We start from the raw sequence: 19,607 nt of genomic DNA on the forward strand, positions 1-19,607 counted from the left end.
TTTCGTCGTCAACAGAAATCAGAAACGCCAGGTCATGTTGCCGGTCACCGCTTGAATCCAGGCGCTGTCGAATTGACCGGAAATTCGACTGCCTGACACGGTTTTGGTCTGATCCACCGGCATGTCACCCAGCCAGACCATCGCCCAACTCACGTTAACGTCGGTGTCCTTGTTAAGAGCATAGGTGGCTCCTGTCGCAATGCGCCAGGTTTCGGCCATCGGCACGGTGACCGTGCGATTGCTGTCCGACACGGCACTGCTGTCGTAAGCCACGCCGACGTTCCATAACAGCTGTTGAGTGGCCTGGTATTGCGCGCCGAGGGAGAGATGCCAGGTGTCCTTGTAGTTGGCGTCGATTGTGGTTGATCGGGCATTGTCAGCCGTGGTGTCGACCTGTATCCCGACCTGGCCGAACTCCGACCAGTCCTGCCAGTTGACCGATGCCAGCAAGGCCCACTGCCGGTCCAGTTGCTGGAACAGGCTGAGGGTGACGGTTTGTGGCACCGTTGTGTCGAGTTGGGTATTGGTGTTGTCCAGGCGTCGAAGTACCGGGCCGTCGCCCTTGACGTCCAGCTTGTCTTCGAAATTCAGATCAACCTTGCTGGTGTAGGTCAGGCCGAGGCGGGTGCCGGGTTGCGGGGCATAGATCACCCCGACGTTGGCGCCAAAGCCCCAATCGTTGTCTCTGTACTTGAACTGGCCGTCGCTGCGGTCGGTCAGGCCGAAAGGCGAGCGGTCAATGGCGGTGTCGGCTTTGAGCATGCCGTACATGGCTTTCACGCCGATGCCGACTGACCATTGGTCATTGAAGCGGTAGGCCACACTCGGCACCATCGACACGCCCAGCAGGCTGACGTTCTGCGCGAAGTAGCGCCCGGACCAGTCGTTGTCGTAATTGAGCGCAAGACCGAAGTCGCCGTACTGGCCGAAGCCGACGCTCCAGTGATCGTCGAGTTGATGGGTGACGAAGAAGCTGCCGCCGGGGATCGGATCGAAAGCATTGCCACTGCCGCTGCCCTGGACATTGGTGCCCGAGTCGCGATCGAAGCTCATGTCGCCGTAGAGCACCTGCAGGCCAGCGGTGATTTGCGTACCCGGCAGGTAGCTCATGCCCGCCGGGTTACTGGCGATCGTCGAGGGCCCCTGGGCCCTGGCGGCGGCACCGGCATTGGCCAGGCCGGTGTTATCGGTGCCGGTTTCGTAGAGCAAGATGCCGCCGGCCCACGCTTGCTGGCAGCACAGGGCGAGTAGCGTGGCGGCAGGCAGGGCGGAGGTCTTTATCTGCATACGAATCCCTTTTAGCGTCGATAAACATCCGTCAGAGGCACGGATGACCAGCTTCGGTCACCCGTGAATTCGACTCCTTACTTGGCCATCTCCGCCCGAGCCGCGGCGATCTTGGCCTTGACCGAATCAAGGTTGAAGCTCGCGCCTTTTTGCATGGGCGGGAACTCGATCGCGGTTTCAGCCAGTTTGGCTACCTGTTGCTGCACGAACACGAAACGCCAGAACTGGTACTTGAACCAGTCGAAGTACTGTTGCGAACCCTCTGCCGATTGATCCTGCGGCCAACCCATACGCTCGAAAGGGTCCAGTCGCAGGTTGGTCAGGAACGGTACATCCACGGGAACTTTAGCTCCTAACCAGCCACCTGGCTGGTCAATGAAGCGATATTTGTAGTCATCAATGCGCACCGCACCGAGCGAGCTTTCACCAAAGTAGAAGATTTCATGGCGGTTCGACGGACCCTTGCCGGTGATCATCGGTGTTTGATCATAGCCGTCCAGGTGCACTTTGTAGGTGGTATCGCCCAGCTGCTTGCCTTTCAACAGTTCGGCCGTGATGTTCGGGTTGCCTGCCGCCGCGACGAGGGTCGGGAACCAGTCCAGGCCGGAGATGATGCCGTTGGCAACCTGATTGGCCGGCACCTTGCCCGGCCAGCGAATGATGGCCGGCACCCGGAAACCGCCTTCCATGACGGTGCCCTTGCCCATGGCAAAGGGTGTTGTGCCGCCGTCTGGCCAGGTGAAGTTTTCCGCGCCGTTGTCCGTGGTGAAAATCACGATGGTGTTGTCATCCATGCCGTCTTTTTTCAGCTTGTCCATGACGTCACCGACGATATCGTCGAGCTGCGCCATGCCGGCTTCCTGTTCTGACCAGCCGTTTTGCGCATTACGCATGGCTTCGTATTTGTCGGACAGGTGCGTGACGATGTGCATGCGGGTCGGGTTAAGCCAGACGAAAAACGGTTTGTTGTCCTGTTTCGCCTTGTCGATGAAGGAAAAGGCCTTGTCGCGAATCTCCTCGTCGATGGTTTTCATGCGTTCCGGATAGAGCGTGCCGGCGTCTTCGATTTTCTGTTTGCCGACCTTGCCCCAGCGCGGCATGACGGTCGTATCGTCGGTGGTGCTGGCCCAGCTGTGGACCATGTTTCGCGGGCCCACAGTGGCAAGCAGGTCTTGCGGATAGTTGGGGTGCGCCGGATCTTCCATGGCGTCGAGGTGATAGAGGTAGCCGAAAAACTCATCGAAGCCATGCACCGTGGGCAGGAACTCGTTCAAGTCCCCCAGGTGGTTCTTGCCAAACTGGCCGGTGGAGTAACCCATGGCCTTGAGGGTGGTGGCGATGGTCACGGCTTCGGCGGGAATGCCGATGGGCGACCCGGCCTGGCCGACCGTGGTCATGCCGGTGCGGATCGGCAGTTCACCGGTGATGAAGTTGGCACGCCCGGCGGTGCAACTGGCCTCGGCGTAATAGTCGGTGAAGCGCATGCCCTCATTGGCGAGCTGATCGAGATGGGGGGTTCGGCCGGCCATCATGCCCTGGTTGTAGACACCGATATTGGACCAGCCAATATCGTCACCCATGATGACCACGATGTTGGGCGCCGTTTTGTCGGCGGCTTGTGCAATGACGGGTAGAGCCATTGCAGACAGCAGTATCGGTAAAGCGAACAGTGAGGATAATGGTGTCCGGTTCATGTCGAGATCCTGTGTACTGACGTGAGTACCTTTGAGCAGTCCCCCGACCACCCTGAATTGGGATCCCCCGCGGATGAGCGTAGGTATGAACTGTGAAATATCCAGAAATAAATTGTGGTGTTTCAGGAGGCTTACACCGCTTTGAGAGGGCTTCGTCGACGAGTTTCCGGGTAGCGCCAATGAGGGCATCTTCGATTCAAAGTCCCGATCACGCCCCCCGCTTGATGGGGGGGCGTGGCGGCGAGCAGGGCCCGCCGCCTGGATGGCGCTTTTATTTACCGACAGTAGCGGCCAGCAGCGGCGCCATCTGTTCGTCGGTCAACGCGGCGTGGACTTCCATGCTCATGAGGTCATTCCACTCCAGCACCCATTGCTGAATCGGCACCCCATCACTGGCTTCGGCAATGCCAAAGCCGGCCGAACCACCCACCGCATGCCAGCGTCCCTTCATGGTGACGCCCGCGGGTGGAGCGCCGCCGGTCTTGAGAAAACGCTCGATTGCGGCATTGCGGTTGTCGGGGCTGATCGACCAACTGACTATGAATAACATCGGCCACCTCCTGTTGCGGATTGGCACCGGTTTGCCGGGGTGGACCTGGTTGGCGCCGGGGACCAGGGTCGCACTGGGGGTTTCCAGTTCCGTCCTGGCTGGTTTGCAACGAGAACTCCCATGTGAAGGCATAGCAGTGGGCAGCGTTTCGCGTACGACCGTCGATCCTGTTTCGGGGGACTGTTCAAGGGCAGGGCTGAACGCCTGTTTCACCAACGAAACATGGGCAGCGGACGCCACGGAGAGCGGAGGAACTGGCGGGCAGAGCGCTTGATCAGCATCGCGTGAAACCCGTGATCGGGAAAGGTCGATTGCACGGTTTTGATGAGCGCTCGTGGCAGGCCGAAACGGACCCGGCCGAGGGATACATCAATCAGGTCGGCCTGGCGGAAAGGCTCGACCGTTGTCGCATGCGCCCACCGATAGGGGCGCACCTTGTGGTGTTCGAGAATCAGCGCACTCACGTGTTCTTTCAGGTCTGGCCGTTGTTTGGTGTCCAGGTATTCACTGGCAAGGCGAATCGAGGGCGGCAGGTAATCGAGGGTGTTATCGGTCCAGATACCCAGGTCATGAAACGCTGCCGCGATCTGCACCGCGTCGCACGGCAGGCCTTGAAGGTCGCTGATCGCGCAATAGAAATTCAGTACCCGATAGACGTGATTGCGATAGCCCTGCAGGTCGGTGCCAATCGCCAGCGCGAACTCGGTGAGTATCTCGTCGGTGAGGGGGAATTCGAGAACGGGGTTCATCATGTGTCCCGCAACAGGTCATTGGCGTTGAGCAGCTCGTAGGCGATTTCCGGGCGTTTTTCCATGGCGCGGCGAATCGCCGTCGGGATCGAGGCGCGGGTCTTGCGGCACAGTCCCGGCAGTTCGCCAACCTGGATGCCGATACCGCGCATGGTGCGCACTTCGTTGAAACCCGGGGCGATGTCCACGCGAATGCCCAATTGCTCGAACATCCGTCGTTTCATGTGCTCCAGGTCAGTCAGGCTCTGCAGGTTTTCCAGGCGGTCGATCAGGCGTTTCTCTTCCGTGCGGGTCAGAAAGAGGATGCGCACGTCCGCTCCCGGTGTTTCCAGCAACGGGTCGCGCCCGCAGTCGCAGACGCCGGGCGGGCAGGGTTGGCGGATCGGAGCAGAGGTGGTCATGGGGCTCAATCATAGAGCGACCGGATCGGGTTTGCCCATAGGGTTCTGAACGGTTGCAGGGGGGCGCGTTCGCGTTGGCGATAGGCGCGTCAGCTCGAACACAGTCGATCAATGTCACCGGCGACGCCCGGCCCGTCAGGGCGTCAGCGCGGTGCGTTGCAGAAAAGGCATTATGCTGGCCCCCAAGTGTTACGCCGGTCGCCAGAATCGCTTTATTTTCAGGCGGTTAGGTGGAGTGTAAATGCGCAATATTCGGATCGCGCTGATTTCGTTCGGCGTTGCAGGTCTTGCAGTGACTGCCCAGGCCAGGGAGCTGATGCCCAATGATCGTTACATGTGCAGTTGGGGCGCGGGTACGGCGGCAAGAGCCCAGGAACTCAAATTGGCAGGTGTTTCGCTGTATGCCGCGCGGCAAAAGATCCATACGTACAAGTTTTCCAAGTCGTGGATGCGCATGATGGCCATGGGCATCACCGAGCAAACCTACGACAGTCCCACCCGGATCAAACCCGAGGCGGTGCGCCAGAGTTTTTACAACGACTGCGTGAAGTACAAGCTGGCACGTAAATGAGAGGGAGGTGGCTTCTGTCGGATCGGATGTCTCGTTTTCCAGTGCCGTCTATATTGAATGCCTGGCATCAGGCCTGACGGCCGTTTTCTGATTCAACTGAAAGTGCATAAACCACATTTCAATCAGGAGATCATCATGACCCAGCTCGACAAAGTGCTGTACACCGCCAAAACCCACACGACGGGTGGCCGCGACGGCGCCTCCCGCAGTGCTGACGGCATTCTTGATATCAAGCTCTCGTCTCCCGGCGCCGGTGGCGGTGGCACCAACCCGGAGCAACTGTTTGCTGCCGGCTGGTCAGCCTGTTTCATCGGCGCGATGGGCGTCGCGGCCAAGGAACTGAAGGTTGCCCTGCCCAAGGACGTGGCCGTCGATGCCGAAGTCGACCTGGGCACCAATGAAGGTGGCTACCTTCTGCAGGCGCGGCTGAACGTCAGCCTGCCGGGACTGGATCGCGAGACCGCGCAGAAACTCGTGGACACCGGCCACAAGTACTGCCCGTATTCAAAAGCCACGCGCAATAACATCAACGTCACGCTCAAGCTGGTCTGAATTGAAAAAGAGCCTTGGCGAGTGCAAGGCCAAAAAAAAACGGCGCCTCCTTTGACCGGGGGCGCCGTTTTTTCATGAAGCGTCACGAACTAGACCACCGCTCCGAATAAACGCCCCACCAGTGCGGTCACCCCCATGGCCAGAGCGCCCCAAAAGGTCACACGCCAGGCGCCGATCAAGACCCTGGCACCGCCAGCCCTGGCGGCAATGGCCCCCAAGGCAGCGAGAAACACCAGGGACATGAGCGCTATCCAGAAGACCACGCTGTGCTCCGGCGCGACAAAGGTCACGGCCAGCGGCAAGGCGGCACCCGACACAAAGCTGGCGGCCGAGGCCAGGGCTGCCTGCACGGGTTTGGCGGTCAGGGTCTCGCTGATGCCCAGTTCGTCTCGGGCGTGAGAGCCCAACGCATCATGGGCCATCAACTGGTCGGCCACTTGGTGGGCCAATTCCGGCGAAACGCCACGGTGCATGTAAATGTTGGCGAGCTCGATGTGCTCGGCCTTCGGGTCGCTGGCCAGTTCTGCCCGTTCGCGCGACAAGTCCGCCTGTTCGGTATCGGCCTGGGAGTGCACGGAGATGTATTCACCGGCGGCCATCGACATGGCACCGGCCATCAAGCCCGCCATCCCGGTCACCAGCAGGGTGGAATGGCTGGCGCTGGCGGCCGCGACGCCGATCAGCAGGCTGGCGGTGGAGACAATCCCGTCGTTGGCCCCCAGCACGGCGGCGCGAAGCCAGCCAATTCGATCACTTCGGTGGGACTCGGTATGCCGGTGCATGAATTTCATCGTTGGGAGGACTCACTGTCAGGAGAGGGATCAATACACAGGGCAGGGCTTCGACCCGTCGCTTCACCGCGTTTCAATCTGCGCCTGCCGTTTGCCGCCGACAATCGATATTTCCTTGAACTGCTCACCGTCGCGCAACACAAACAAGGCGTCCATCCCGCGTTCTTGGGCTAGTCGCGGGCCTTCGATTTCACCCAGCACCATCAGGGCCGTGGCCCAGGCGTCGGCGAGCATGCAGCTGTTGGCAACCACGGTGACGGCGGCGAGCGGGTTGCTTAGCGGGGCTCCGGTCGCCGGATTCATGGTATGAGCATAGGACCTGCCCGCCACATCGACCCAGTGCCGATAGTCCCCCGAAGTGGCGATGGCCGCGTCACCAAGCTCCATCACGCCCATCACTTCGCGCACGCCCCGGTTGGGTTTTTCAAGCGCCACGACCCATGACTGGCCCCCGGGTTTGACGCCCCGGGCGCGCATCTCGCCATCGATGCCTACCAGGTAATGGGTGATGCCCCAGCCTTCGAGGCAACGCGCCAGTTCATCGACGCCGAAGCCTTTGGCGATGCCGTTCAGGTCGAGGGTCAGCGGTGCGCGTTTGCGGACTTGATTGCGTTGCGGATCCACCTCCAGCGCGGCACTGGCCGAGGTGCGCACCGGTGGCAACGGCGCATCGAGGGCTGGCGGCGTGACGACCGGCTCGCCGGGGCCGAATCCCCAGGCTTGCACCAAGTCACCGACGGCGATATCAAAGGCTCCCCCCGATTGCTGAGCAACGCGAAGTGCCGTGGACAGCACCGTGGCCAGCTCCTTGGGGACAGCGACCCATTGCTGTTCGGGCGCGGCATTGAGGCGATTGAGGTCGGAGTCTGGCTTCCAGGTGGACATTTGCTGGTCCACCCGGCTCACGGCGCGCGCCAGGCTGTGATTGATGGCCTCGGTCGACAAATCTGGCTCCGCATAGAAAAGCGCGGTGTAACGGCTGCCCATGGTTTCGCCGTTGAGGCTGTAGCGTTGCAGCTCAGTAGACATCTTCAAGGTAGCGTCCTTGTGCCTTGAGCGTCAGCACGCTCAGGTTGAGGGGGGCCAATACTTCATCCAGGGCGTGCATCACGCCTTTGGCCATCTCGCGACTGCCACACACCAGGACCTGGGCGCCTTTTTCAATCAGGCGGCGCAAGGCCAGCGCATCGCTGATCAACCGGTCTTGCACGTAGCTGCGATCCTGAACCTGAGAGAACGCTGCCCGCAAGCGGGTGAGGCGACGGTCCGCCAGGTAGCTGTTGAGCTCCGGCTCGTAGAGAAAGTCCGACGCCGGGTGGCGTCCACCCCAGTACAGGTGCATTGGATGGCGGGCCTTGTTGTTGCGGATAAAACCGGCCAACGGCCCGATACCGGTGCCGGCGCCGATCAGGATCACCGGCTGTTTGCCCGAGGCCGGGCGAAAATGCGGATTGGGCTGGATGAAGGCTTCGATCGGAGCGCCCTCGGGCAGCTCATGGAGGAAGCCGGAACACACACCGCCTTCATGTTTGCGTACACAGATTTCCAGTGCGCCGTCGTCCGAGTTGCTGGCCAGGGAGTAGAACCGTGGCTCGGCACTTCCCGGCGGCACGATGCCCACCAGGTCGCCGGCCTCGAAGCATGGCAGGTCGCCCACGGCCTTGAAGCGCAGAACGTGGGTCGGTGCGTTGACCTGTTGCCCGTAGGCAATGCGTTCCACCAGTTCCAGTTGATGGGTGCGCGGCCGGTCGGGGGTGTGATTCAGCGCCAACTCCTGGCCCATGACAGCGCCCAGTTTCTGGCCCCAACGGCTGAATTCCTGGGAGGACTGGCGGTTGATGGTCTCCAGCGCCAGCAACGGTGTGCCGCCGGCCTGCTGCATCGCCGCGTCAACCTGATGAGCGAACTGACAGAACCGGGCAAATTGGCGATCACCAAAGCCCAGTACGGCAAACGGCAGGCCCGGCTTGAGGCCGCCCTTGGCCAGGCGTGTCAGAAACTGCGAGGCTGCAGCCGGTGCGTCGCCGTCGCCTTGGGTGGCGGTCAGGATGAACAACTGGCGGGCATGCCCCAGGTTGTTCGAATAACTGTTCATTGGCGCGCTGTGCACTTTGTGTCCGGCGGCGTGCAAGGTGTCGTGCAGGGTCTTGGCAAAGCCCCAGGTGCTGTTGGTTTCAGTGCCGACCAGAATCACGCTGTCGGCCGAATGGGCGGGGCTGTTGTGGCGGATGTTCGGGCCAGCCTTGCGGCGGCGCCACCACAACACAATCCCGGTAACGCTCATCAGGGGTACGCTCAGGGCACAGACCCCGAGTATCAGGCCCAGCCACCAGAGACCCTGCCCGGTGTGCCATTGGTAGATCAGTTCGTAGAGCGCGCGCATCGAGTCATGGGCTTGATAGGACAGCAGGGCGCCGTTGCCTTGATCGACGTAACCGTCCCCCTGGGCCGTGCGCAGGGAAAACACATCCTTCGGGTTGCCAGGGCTGGGGTAGACCAGTTCGCGCAGGTCGTTGAGGTCGACGTTGCGCAAGGCCGGCAAGTTGGCCACCGGCATGGCCGGACCGGCGCTGACATGGGCCGGGAAGGCCGGTTCAACCGTGCTGCCGTCCGGAATCAGACCGAAGGTGGTGGCGCACAGGAACGTACCGCTCAGCGCCGAGAGCATCAGGCCAACGAGTACCAGACGCCCGACTTCGGCATGCCAGCGCTGACTGAAGTTGCCACGTATGGGCCGCAACAGGTTACGCCAGCCGCCCAGGCGACGGGCCAGCAACAGTGCCCCGGACACCGACAGCATCAGCATGAACAAGGCACCTGCACCGGCCACACCGTGCCCCGGCGTGCCGAGGAACAGCGAGCGGTGCAGGTCTTTCATCCAGCGTGAAAAGGCCGAGGGCTGGTAGGGCGCAAGGCCCTGGCCGGTCAGGGGATCGACCGTTTCGGCGCCGGCCTGGCCGTTCTGGTTGTAGTAGACGATCACGGTCCCGGACGCGCTGCGTTGGATCTGCTCCACGCCGGAGAAATGGCTGGCGACGCGCCCGGCCAGTTGTCCGACGTTGAGCTGACCGCTGGCGATCGGCGCCTGATGCAGTCGCTCCAGGGCCGGGTCGACCGACAGCATGGCGCCGCTGATGGCCAGCATCATGACCAACAGGGCGGCGATCAGGCCGGGTATCGAATGGAGCTGGCGAAGCATGTTCAGCCTCCGGATGGGTCGGGTACTACAGATCGTAAGTAAAGGACTGGACGTAGGTACTGCCGGCTGCCGGCTTGCCGGCGCCTTTGGAGGTCAGCGGGACACTGACATCGGCGCGAGACTCACGCTTGTCTTCGACGGCGCCGTCAATCCGGATCTGGTAACCGGCATCGATCAAGTTATCCGCCAGCTCAACGCTGACTTTGAGCGTGCGTCCGCTACCGACGCTGGCACCGCTGACGCCGTCAAACTCGCTCGGGTTCATGCCACTGCCGCGGGCCCAATCGCCCAGGTGCTTGTAGTACTTGGCCTTCTTGCCGGCGACCCAGAGGGTTTTCTGGTACTGGCCATTGGCATCGGTGACATAGATCGCCAGGTAGGCGTCGTTGCCGCCGTAGTCCTTGAGTTGCGTAGTCAGCGTGACTTCCCGGGCCTGGGCGAGGCCCGGCAGGGCAATGGCGCCGGCGAGGCAGGTGGCTGCAATGATCTTTTTCATGGGAATGTCCTGTTGATCGTCTGGTCGAGAGCCTGAACCTGATTGCTGACAGCAACCTGAAACCCGGGAATTAATCCTCGGCAGCTCGTCATTCGGTGATGGGCCGAGCGAGGTAGTCTCCGGCATCGCCGTCGTCCTTGAAGCGGATCTCCAGCTTGCGCAAATGCAGGGAGGCCGGCGCGTAACTGGCTTCGATCGCGTTGCCCTTGCGATCCAGGCCCCTGATTTCGTAACAGCCGTCGTCGACCTTGATCCGCTGCACGCTCCAGCCATATTGCTGTTGAACCTGCTGGCGCAGCGTTTCGCGCGGCTGCCAGTCGGACACCGGGTCGCTGCAATCTTCGTCGGCCAGCACATAACCACTGAGCAACAGACTCAGCAGCGCGGCACTGGCCATAAAACCTGATTTCATGATCTGTCTCCTGCCATGGTCGGCGTCTGTGGCATACCCTAAGGTGCAATCCTGACAACCAGCTGAATCTTCAGATTCACGTCAGGTACGGCGACTAAGGTGCTACACGTCAACCATCACAGGAGGTGCCAGATGCGGGTTTTATTGGTCGAGGATGCGCCGGGGCTGGGGGATGCGGTGCGCGAGCAGATCGCCGACGATGGCCACGCCGTGGACTGGGTGCAGCGCCTTGAGCATGCGCGCAACAGTGTGCGCAGCACGCCTTATGACTTGATCCTGCTCGACCTGATGCTGCCCGACGGTCGCGGGCTGGATTTTTTGCGCCAGCAGCGCGCAGCCGGGGATGTGACCCCGGTGATCATCCTGACGGCCCAGGATCAGATCTCCGACCGCATCGCCGGTCTCAATGCCGGGGCCGACGACTACCTGGTCAAGCCATTCGATCTGTTCGAGCTGTCTGCCCGTGTGGCAGCGGTGGCCCGGCGTTACAGCGGCAACCCCAATCCGCAAATCAGACTGGGCGACCTGCAGGTCGACGTCAGTGCGCGCACGGTGCAGCGAGCAGGCGTGACCGTGGACCTGACGGCGCGTGAATGGGCATTGTTCGAGGCCTTCGTCCAGCGCCCCAGTGCGCTGTTGTCCAAGTCGCAACTCGAAGAGCGGCTCTATGCCTTTGGCGCTGAAATCGAGAGCAACACCATCGAGGTCTACATCAGTCGACTGCGCAAGAAGCTCGGCCGTGACCTGATTGAAACCGTGCGCGGCATGGGTTATCGGCTGATGTCCGCATGAAGTCTTCCAGTCTGCAGAAACGTCTGGGCATCGGCCTGACGCTGGGCATGACCCTGCTCTGGCTGGGGGCGACGGTGGGTACATGGCTGGTGGTGCAGCACGAGTTGAACGAGGCGTTCGACAGCGCCCTGGAAGAAACCGCGCAACGCATCCTGCCGCTGGCCGTGCTGGAAATCAGCAACCGCGAAGAGCCCCGCGATGCCCAGCATGTCGCCCCGCTCAAAACCCACAAGGAGTACCTGACGTACCTGGTACGCAATGGTGAGGGGCAGATTCTGATGCAGTCCCATGACGCCAACCCGGACATCTTCAGCAAGCACCCGGCGGAAGGTTTCACGACCACGGAAAAGTACCGTTTGTACGGGGCCAGTGCGTTGCGAGAAACGGTGTTCATCGAGATCGCCGAGCCCCTGGGCCATCGCCGTGAAGCGGCGCGGGAAGCCTTGTTTGCCCTGCTGCTGCCGCTGTCGGCATTGATCCCGGTCAGCCTGTTGGGCATCTGGTTGTTTGTGCGTATCAGCCTGCGCAGCGTAATAGCCTATCGGCGGGCCGTGGAGGCTCGCGGGGTCGGCGATCTGTCGCCGATCAAGGTGGCACGCCTGCCAGCGGAAATCGATCCGCTGGCCGAAGCGGTCAATCATTTGCTGGAGCGCTTTCGCAAGGCCCTGGAGGCCGAGCGCAGCTTTACCGCCAACAGTGCCCATGAACTGCGCACGCCACTGGCGGCGACGCTCGCGCAGATTCAGCGCTTGCGCCACGAAGCGCCAGAAGGCCCGCTGCGGGTGAGGGCGGCGAAGATCGAAAAATCATTGCGCGAGTTGGTGCGGCTTTCCGAAAAACTCATGCAACTGGCCAAGGCCGAGGGGGGCGGGCTGTTGTCTGAAACACCGCAGGATCTGATTCCGCTGCTGGCCCATGTGGTCGATGAGTGGAACCACAGCAGCGGGGGCCGGGTCGAGTTGCGGCTCCCGGCACAGGCCAGTATGTATTCGGCCATCGACCCGGATGCCTTCGGCGTCCTGTTGCGCAACCTGATCGAGAACGCATTGAAGTACGGCGCGGCGGATCTGCCGGTCGAAGTGAGCTTGTCCGAATCGGCGCTCTTGCGGGTGATCAATGGTGGCCCGGCTGTGCCGGAACCGGTGTTGCAGCGCCTGACCGAGCGATTTGTGCGGGGCAACAGCGAGGCCAGCGGCTCAGGGTTGGGGCTGGCAATTGCCAGGACCATTGTCGAAGGGGTCAACGCCAGAATGCTGCTGGTCTCGCCTGCGACGGGCCGGCCGGATGGTTTTGAAGTGTGCGTCTGGTTGCCGGTGGTGGCGACGCTCGAAGGTTGAGTTTGAGAGGCGCCATTATCCCTGTGCGGCGGCGTCATTCCTGTGCAATCCGACAACAGTGTATGTCCGCAAACCCGCTATTTAGGGGCGTGGTAAACGCTTAGCATCGTCTCTACCCGGTGAACCAACGGCGTCGGTAGCCCTTGGTTCGCCAGGTACAAGCAAGCAAACCTTGAACGAGACGGTGAACATCATGAACCTGGCAAAAGTAGCGATTTTTCTTGCTCTTGGCGGCCTTGGCGCGCCGGCCTTTGCGGGGGAAGCCCCGACAACGACCACACCTGTCGAACGCTACACCTACTCAACGGAACTGGACATCCACAAGGTCATTACCGTGGCCGATATTCCCAATGAGTGTGGACCGGTATCGGCGCAAATGATCTACGAGGACTCCAGCGGTCAACGCCACGTGCTGCAGTATCAAGTGATGGGCACTGGATGTTCGAACGGTTGAGTGGGCTGCAGACGGTGGAGGGTCGACACTCCATTGCGACGGCACTAGCGAACCCGATGCTCTGATTGGCTGGCGATCTTCTCATCGGCTGCCAACAAGTTGGGGATGTGGTTTTTCAGAAACTCCAGCCAGGTCTTTATTTTCGCGTCCACGAATTTTCGTGACGGGTAGATGGCAAACAGGCTCAATTCTTCAAAATGATAGTCCGGCAGAACACGCACCAGGGTGCCCGCCCTGAGGCCGGCGACCGCGGAGGCGATGGGTTGAACCCCGATACCCATTCCGGCGGTAAGTGCGACGGTCATGGCATCCGCAGTATTGACGTGAAAGGACGACTCCGGCGTATTGATCGTCTCCATGCCTTCGGGCCCCTCGAACACCCAGTGTTCAACCGGCATCACCGTGTTGACGATTCTCAGGCAGTCATGGGCATGCAGCGCACCCGGCGAGTCGGGCGTTCCGCGTTTCTTCAGATAGGCCGGCGATGCGCAGAGAATGCTGTAGGTCGTGCCAAGCCGCTGAGCGACAAATCCCGAATCGGGCAGGTCGCGCGCCAACACAATCGACATGTCATAGCCTTCTTCGAGCAAATCCGGCAGCCGATTGGTCAGGGTCAGATCGAACATGACCGAGGGATGTATTTCCCTGTACCGGGCGATGGCGTCGATCACGTAGTGATTGCCGATGGCTGACACCGCATGAATTTTCAGCCTGCCCTTGGGATCGATTTGCGCGGTGCCGGCTTCCTCTTCGGCTTCACGGATCTCTTCGAGGATTTTTTCGCAGCGCTGCAAATAGCGCACCCCGGCTTCGGTCAACGCCAGGCGGCGGGTCGTGCGGTTGATCAGGCGGGTGTGCAGCCTGGCCTCCAGGCTGGAAATCGCTTTGGAAACGTTCGTCGTGGTGGTGTCCAACAACTGCGCCGCTGCCGTAAAGCTGCCGCTCTGGGCGACAGCGGTAAAGAAGCGCATGGTCTGGAAAACATCCATCGTTTTCACCTCACAGGATCGTAAAAAGGGGCGGCCCAACACAAGGCCGCCCCTTGTCGCGTGTTACTTCTTGCGCGGGATGAATCCGGGTACGCCGGTTTCCACCACCGAATTGAAGCGTATCCGCGTCGTAATATCCTGACGGATTTCATGCATGGCCCGGTGGGGCAGGGTCGCAATATCAAAGTTCTCGCGAATATGGCTCAGTGTTGCAGAGGTGGTCAGAAAAGCGACGCCGCGCTGCACCGACCAGGCCAGTGCCACTTGCGCCGGGCTCTTTTGCAAGCGCCGGGCGATGCCGGTAATGACCTCGTCTTCCAGCACGTTCGGCTCCATGCCATGGCCCAATGGCGCAAACGCCAGGACGATAATTCCGTGGGCCTGACAGAATTCGAGCAGTTCCCATTCGGGCAGATAAGGGTGGGACTCGACTTGCACCACGGCGGGCTTGATCCGCGCCTGGGCCACGATCTCTTTTAAGGCTTGCAGGGTGATATCGGACAAACCGATGGACTTGCACCGGCCTTCATCCACCAGACGCTCCATTGCCCGCCAGGTCTCTATCAGCGTCACGCCCCCGTCGTAAATGATATGCCCGAATGGATCTCGCGGGTCCTGGTCGTCGCCGGGTTGAAAGGCAAAGGGTGTATGGATGAGGTAGCAGTCGATGTAGTCGACTTGCAGGCGTCGGCAGCTCGCCTCGAACGCCGGCAGCACCCGCTCCGGACGGTGGTTGGTGTTCCACAGTTTGGTGGTGATGAACAGGTCTTCGCGCTGGGCCTTGCCTGTCTCCAGGAACGCCTTGAACGCCGCGCCGACCATTTCTTCATTGCGATAGCGTTCTGCGCAATCGAAATGGCGAAAGCCTGTTTCCAGCGCGTGTTTGATCGCTTGGGTGGTTACGCTCAGATCCTTGAACAACGTACCGAAGCCAACGGCCGGCATGTCGCCGCAACCGTTTACCAGGGGAAATCGGGTTTCGCGAAGCGCATCGAAAATGGGTTCGTAAGACATGTTTCTACTCCAGAGCCCGCTCGTGTAAATGTTCATGAGTGCGCTTTTGCACTACTGGTACGAAGGTTTCTGTTCGTCGCGAGAGGCCACTCGTTGATCGAACACGCCGACGGAATTACCACCGAGCGCGACAAACAAACGCACGGTGTCGAGGTATTGCGCGGTTTTCACCCGGATCTGGCCCAGTAGCGCCTGTTCATAGGCACGCTCGGCCTCCAGCACCTGGAGGATGCTGTTCTCGCCTTGTGCGTAGGCTTGCTGGTTCAGGCGGAAACTGGTCTCGGCTGCCCGCAGCGCGTCGTCCTGCGCGAGGTTTTCCTCGGCGTCGTGGTTGATGGCCTGCAAGGTGTCCGCGACCTGGCCGAACGAGGTGATGACGGTCTGTTGGTAGCCGGCGAGCGTTGCCTTGTAGCCGTCGATGGCCGCCTGACGTTCAGCCTTGAGCGTGCCGCCATCAAAGATCGGGCCGGCGATGCCTGCGGCGAAGCCCCAGAGCGCTGCGCCGCCATTGCCGGAAGCGGCCTGAGCAAGCGTTGCCGACAGCGTGACATGGGGATAGAGGTTGGCGGTTGCGACGCCAACGGCGGCATTGGCCATGTGCAGCTCGGCTTCGGCTTGCAGGATGTCCGGCCGGTCGTGGGCCATTTCCGAAGGCAAACTGACGGGCACGTTGGACGGCAAGGCGAACTCGGCAAGATCGAAGTCCGGCGCGATCCAGTCAGCCGGACCTTTGCCGGTCAGGACCGACAGTGCGTGGCGCGCCGAATCGCGCTGCTGGGCGAGGGGGGGCAACAGCGTACGGTCCTGAGCGAGCCGGGTTTCGGCCAGCGACACATCGATTTGTGTGGTGCTGCCATTGGCGTGGGCCATGCGTACCAGTTCGAGGTTCTTGGCGTCATTGGCCAGCAGCTTCTCGACCGCACGCATCTGCGCGTTGGCCGAGGCCACCAGCAACGCCTGGCTGGCGACATCGCCGGTCAGGGTCAGGTAGGCCGCTTCGTAGCGATGCTTCTGCAGATCGGTGAAGGCTTGCTGTTCTTCGACCTGGCGTTTGTTACCGCCGAATACGTCGAGGTCGAAGCCCACTCGCGGGCCAATCGCATAGAAGTTGGAGATCGAAGGGTCCTTGGCATTGTGCGTCCGTGCGCGGCCAGCCTGGGCACCGAAATCGACTTGCGGATACAGTGCACCCTCTGCTGCGGCGACGGAGGAGGCGGCCTGGCGGATCGTCGCGTCGGCGGCGACCAGTTCAAGGTTGCCGTCGATGGCCCGGCGCACCACCTGATCGAGTTTTGGCGAGCGAAAGGCTGACCACCACTCACCACCAACTTTTTTGCCCAGTTCGATGCGTTGTTCACCGGGCTTGTTGCCGCCCTGGCCAAGACGCTGTTCGGCTTGTTGGTCATAATGCTGCGAGGTGCTGGCGTCAGGGGATTTGAAGTCAGGGCCGACGGTGCAGGCGGACAGGAAGATCAGGGTCGACAGCGCACTGATTTTCGTTGGGAACAGATGACGGGATTTCATTTGGCACACTCCACGAAAACTAGTTGGTCGAAACGGGTTTGCGAAGAAAGACAACCAGTGGGCTCACCACCAGCATCACCACCATCAAAATCTTGAACTGGTCGAGCACGGCGATGAACGCGGCCTGGCCGGTGATCATTTCGTTGAGCCCCGCCAGCGCCGGCAAGGGGGCCGACACCAGCGAATGCGCGGCGGCGCGAAACGGAGTCAGGTTGCTGGCCAGCGCCATGTGCATCGCCTGGGTATTGTTGAAGAAGTACAACTGCACGACCGCAACGCCCAGGGTGCTGCCATAAGCGCGCATCAGATTGAAGAAACCGGTGCCTTCCGGACGCACCTTGGGGTCGAGGGTGTTGAACGCCACTTTGCTGATCGACGGCATCAAGATGCCCAGGCCGATACCCTGGATCGCCCCGGCAATCGCCACCGGCGTCCAGTCCATCAGCGGCGAATAACCGAGCATCATCCAGTTGGCGTACGCCACCAGTGCAACGCCCGCCGCAACGAACAGGCGTTGGTCGTATCGATCGGAGTAACGGCTCATCAGGATGAATGACCCGACTAGACCCGCACCGCGCGGCAGCGTCATCAAGCCTGTGGTGACGGGCGGATAGCCCAGGATCTCGTCCAGCATCGGCGAGGTCAGCGCCATGGTCGACAACAGCACGAAGCCAAGGGCGAAAAAGATCACCGTCGACAGCACGAAGTTGCGGTCCCTGAGCAGGCTCTTGTTGATGAAATGCACCTTTGTGGTCAGGACGTGCACGACAAACAGGTACATCCCCAGCACAAAAGCGATCGCTTCGATCCAGATCTCGGTCGAGGCAAACCAGTCCAGTCGCTCACCCCGGTCGAGGAGCATTTGCAGGCCGATCATGCTCAGGGTGAAGGTGCCGAAGCCGAAGAAGTCATACGGCGGTTTTGTCTCGGCCTTTTTTTCGGCAAGCAGTAGCGCCACCACCAGAAAAATGAACACCGACAGCGGAACACTGGCGTAGAACATCGAGCGCCAGCCGTGATATTCGCTGAGCCAACCGCCGACCGTCGGGCCGGTGGCAATGCCCAGGAGCACAACGGCGGTGAACACCGCGCCAAATTTCGGCCGCCGTGCCGGTGGCAGCGTCTCCAGGGAAATCCCCATGGAGAGCGGCCCCAACACGCCGCTGGCGATGCCCTGAACAATCCGCGCACCGACGAATTCCAGCGGGGTGGTTGCGGCCGTGGCGAGCAGCAGGCCCACGATGAACAGAACGATCGCGGCCTGGTACACGAGCTTCAAGCCAAAGCGCCCGGCAAGCCACTGCGCAAGCGGCAGGGTGATGGCGCTGGCACCGAGGTAGGCGGTGAATATCCACCCGGCCTGGTCGTCGGTCATCGACACGCTGCCCTGGATAAACCGCAGTGCCGAGTTCGGCAACGGCAGGTTCGCCGACTGCATATAGGTCGCCAGCAACGCGGCGAACCTGAGCGAGCGCGCACCACCGTCCTGCGGGGTAGCAATCGCGATGGCGTTCATCAGGAGTTACCTGCGGTCAACAGTGCTTTAAGCGGTTGCCACCATGGCGTGCTGTGACCCGTGTCGACCTTGACCGTGGCGCTGGTGCCGGAATACAGCGGCAGGTCGGGGTTCACTTCGTCCAGCTCGAGACGAACCGGTACCCGCTGGACAACCTTGACCCAGTTACCGGTGGCATTTTCCGGCGGCAGCAGGGCGAAGTCCGATCCGGCGCCAGGGCTCATGCTGGTGACGTGGGCCTTGAACAGGTGATCGGGGTAGGTATCGATGCGGATGGTCGCTTCCTGGCCGGGGCGCATGTGGGTGACTTCCGTTTCGCGGAAGTTGGCTTCAACCCAGATCTCGTGGGCGGAGATCAGCGCAAACGCCGGGGCACCGTTGTTGACGAAGTTGCCGACCTGGAGATCGTCGACCTTGGCGACGATGCCATCATCCGGCGCGTACACCGTGGCATACGAGAGGTACAGCTGCGCCTCGTCGAGCTGCGCCTTGGCCTCACGAACGGTCGGGTGGCTGTCGGCATCGATGTTGGGGTTGCCGTTCAAGGCGACAACCGTGCTGGCGATCTGTTGTTCGATGGAGGCAATGCGCTGGCGTGCGACTTTGACGTCGGTATCGGCGCGTTCGTAAATGGCACGGGAGACGAACTCCGAGGCCACCAGCGCCTTCTTGCGGACAAACTCTCGCTGATCGAAATCCGCCGATTCTTTGGCCGATTGCAATTCAGCCTGCTGTTGCCGGTAGCTGGCCTTGAGCCCGTCGATGCGCAGCCGTGCCACGCTCAGCTGCGCTTCGGCACGGTTGACGGCAATCTGGAAGGGCTTGGGGTCGATCCGGAACAGCACCTGGCCCTTGTGAACCGGCTGGTTGTCCTCGACCGCGATTTCGATCACTTGCCCGGAAACACGAGCATTGATCGATGACTTCGCTACCCGGGCGTAGGCGTTGTCGGTCGAAACGATGGGTTGACCCGCCATGTAGTGGGCGTAGCCCACCACGGCGAATAGGGCAGGCACGCCCATCATCAGCCAAGGGCGCAATTTTTCCTTGAGCGGTTTCCTGGCCGGTCCTGGGTGTTCAATGGCTTGCGAAGCCGGGATGTCGAACTGTTTAGTCATGATCGAATACACCTTTAACCGGGAATCGGGCGGCCGGCAGCAAGAAGCGCCTGGGGCCCTGACGTTGATAATTGCCGTTAGAAAGCCAACCGGTGGGCAGTGGGGAGGGTGGCTCCGCTGCCGCTGTTTCGTCGCCGCAATACCCGGTTCGAGCCTCGCTT

The 19,607-nt window shown here is 61.3% G+C and carries 20 protein-coding genes; 5 read left to right on the forward strand and 15 right to left on the reverse strand.

Annotated elements, in window-relative coordinates; genetic code table 11:
• Positions 1-18: 18 nt before the first annotated feature.
• The 5 genes from F7R06_RS14680 to F7R06_RS14700 form a co-directional block, all read right to left on the reverse strand.
• Complete coding sequence (locus F7R06_RS14680) at positions 19-1,287, reverse strand: OmpP1/FadL family transporter (protein ID WP_090319710.1); 1,269 nt, start codon at positions 1,285-1,287, stop codon at positions 19-21.
• 77 nt (positions 1,288-1,364) lie between these two features.
• Positions 1,365-2,981: an arylsulfatase gene (locus F7R06_RS14685; RefSeq protein WP_090319713.1), complete on the reverse strand. Its 1,617-nt coding sequence runs from the start codon at positions 2,979-2,981 to the stop codon at positions 1,365-1,367.
• Positions 2,982-3,252: 271 nt separating this feature from the next.
• Positions 3,253-3,531 (reverse strand): DUF3303 domain-containing protein, encoded by a 279-nt coding sequence (locus tag F7R06_RS14690; RefSeq protein ID WP_090319716.1) that lies wholly within the window; start codon positions 3,529-3,531, stop codon positions 3,253-3,255.
• Positions 3,532-3,740: 209 nt separating this feature from the next.
• Positions 3,741-4,280, reverse strand: coding sequence for a phosphohydrolase (locus F7R06_RS14695; RefSeq protein ID WP_090319719.1), 540 nt, complete (start codon positions 4,278-4,280; stop codon positions 3,741-3,743).
• The gene (locus F7R06_RS14700; RefSeq protein ID WP_090319725.1) at positions 4,280-4,681 is read right to left on the reverse strand and encodes a hypothetical protein; all 402 of its coding nucleotides are present in this window, start codon (positions 4,679-4,681) and stop codon (positions 4,280-4,282) included. The genes F7R06_RS14695 and F7R06_RS14700 overlap by 1 nt, the downstream gene beginning before the upstream one ends.
• A 241-nt stretch (positions 4,682-4,922) precedes the next feature.
• On the opposite strand from F7R06_RS14700, the gene F7R06_RS14705 reads away from it, so the two are divergent.
• The gene (locus tag F7R06_RS14705) at positions 4,923-5,252 is read left to right on the forward strand and encodes a hypothetical protein (protein WP_090319728.1); all 330 of its coding nucleotides are present in this window, start codon (positions 4,923-4,925) and stop codon (positions 5,250-5,252) included.
• A 135-nt stretch (positions 5,253-5,387) separates the two neighbouring features.
• Positions 5,388-5,804, forward strand: coding sequence for an organic hydroperoxide resistance protein (locus F7R06_RS14710; protein WP_090327258.1), 417 nt, complete (start codon positions 5,388-5,390; stop codon positions 5,802-5,804).
• An 89-nt stretch (positions 5,805-5,893) separates the two neighbouring features.
• Here F7R06_RS14710 and F7R06_RS14715 read toward each other — a convergent pair whose 3' ends face one another.
• From F7R06_RS14715 to F7R06_RS14735, 5 genes are all read right to left on the reverse strand, one after another.
• Positions 5,894-6,595 carry a VIT1/CCC1 transporter family protein gene (locus F7R06_RS14715; RefSeq protein WP_090319731.1) on the reverse strand — a complete coding sequence of 234 codons (702 nt, stop codon included), beginning with the start codon at positions 6,593-6,595 and terminating at the stop codon, positions 5,894-5,896.
• Positions 6,596-6,658: 63 nt separating this feature from the next.
• Complete coding sequence (locus F7R06_RS14720) at positions 6,659-7,624, reverse strand: FAD:protein FMN transferase (protein ID WP_090319734.1); 966 nt, start codon at positions 7,622-7,624, stop codon at positions 6,659-6,661.
• Positions 7,614-9,794, reverse strand: a complete 2,181-nt coding sequence (locus F7R06_RS14725; RefSeq protein WP_090319737.1) for a PepSY domain-containing protein — start codon at positions 9,792-9,794, stop codon at positions 7,614-7,616. The genes F7R06_RS14720 and F7R06_RS14725 overlap by 11 nt, the downstream gene beginning before the upstream one ends.
• A gap of 25 nt (positions 9,795-9,819) precedes the next feature.
• Entirely contained in the window at positions 9,820-10,290 is a 471-nt protein-coding gene (locus tag F7R06_RS14730) for a DUF2271 domain-containing protein (protein WP_090319739.1), read from the reverse strand.
• A gap of 88 nt (positions 10,291-10,378) precedes the next feature.
• Entirely contained in the window at positions 10,379-10,702 is a 324-nt protein-coding gene (locus tag F7R06_RS14735; protein ID WP_090319742.1) for a PepSY domain-containing protein, read from the reverse strand.
• 132 nt (positions 10,703-10,834) lie between these two features.
• Here F7R06_RS14735 and F7R06_RS14740 point away from each other — a divergent pair, with 132 nt between their 5' ends.
• The 3 genes from F7R06_RS14740 to F7R06_RS14750 all read left to right on the forward strand — a co-directional run bounded on the left by F7R06_RS14740 (position 10,835) and on the right by F7R06_RS14750 (position 13,285).
• On the forward strand, positions 10,835-11,494 hold the full coding sequence (locus tag F7R06_RS14740) for a response regulator transcription factor (RefSeq protein ID WP_090319747.1): 660 nt from the start codon (positions 10,835-10,837) through the stop codon (positions 11,492-11,494).
• The gene (locus tag F7R06_RS14745) at positions 11,491-12,831 is read left to right on the forward strand and encodes an ATP-binding protein (RefSeq protein WP_090319750.1); all 1,341 of its coding nucleotides are present in this window, start codon (positions 11,491-11,493) and stop codon (positions 12,829-12,831) included. The genes F7R06_RS14740 and F7R06_RS14745 overlap by 4 nt, the downstream gene beginning before the upstream one ends.
• Positions 12,832-13,024: 193 nt before the next feature.
• Complete coding sequence (locus tag F7R06_RS14750) at positions 13,025-13,285, forward strand: DUF2790 domain-containing protein (RefSeq protein WP_090319753.1); 261 nt, start codon at positions 13,025-13,027, stop codon at positions 13,283-13,285.
• Between the two features lie 44 nt (positions 13,286-13,329).
• On the opposite strand, the gene F7R06_RS14755 is transcribed toward F7R06_RS14750, so the two are convergent.
• From F7R06_RS14755 to F7R06_RS14775, 5 genes are all read right to left on the reverse strand, one after another.
• Positions 13,330-14,274: a LysR family transcriptional regulator gene (locus tag F7R06_RS14755; protein WP_090319756.1), complete on the reverse strand. Its 945-nt coding sequence runs from the start codon at positions 14,272-14,274 to the stop codon at positions 13,330-13,332.
• 63 nt (positions 14,275-14,337) lie between these two features.
• Positions 14,338-15,288 carry an aldo/keto reductase gene (locus F7R06_RS14760; RefSeq protein ID WP_090319759.1) on the reverse strand — a complete coding sequence of 317 codons (951 nt, stop codon included), beginning with the start codon at positions 15,286-15,288 and terminating at the stop codon, positions 14,338-14,340.
• A 51-nt stretch (positions 15,289-15,339) separates the two neighbouring features.
• On the reverse strand, positions 15,340-16,812 hold the full coding sequence (locus tag F7R06_RS14765; RefSeq protein WP_090319763.1) for an efflux transporter outer membrane subunit: 1,473 nt from the start codon (positions 16,810-16,812) through the stop codon (positions 15,340-15,342).
• A gap of 19 nt (positions 16,813-16,831) precedes the next feature.
• A complete protein-coding gene (locus F7R06_RS14770) occupies positions 16,832-18,328 on the reverse strand; it encodes a DHA2 family efflux MFS transporter permease subunit (RefSeq protein WP_090319767.1) in 1,497 nt (498 codons plus the stop codon).
• Positions 18,328-19,446 (reverse strand): HlyD family secretion protein, encoded by a 1,119-nt coding sequence (locus tag F7R06_RS14775; protein ID WP_090319771.1) that lies wholly within the window; start codon positions 19,444-19,446, stop codon positions 18,328-18,330. Before F7R06_RS14775 ends, F7R06_RS14770 begins: the two co-directional genes overlap by 1 nt.
• Positions 19,447-19,607: the final 161 nt, after the last annotated feature.

Source organism: Pseudomonas moorei, assembly GCF_008801475.1.
Classification (GTDB): domain Bacteria; phylum Pseudomonadota; class Gammaproteobacteria; order Pseudomonadales; family Pseudomonadaceae; genus Aquipseudomonas; species Aquipseudomonas moorei.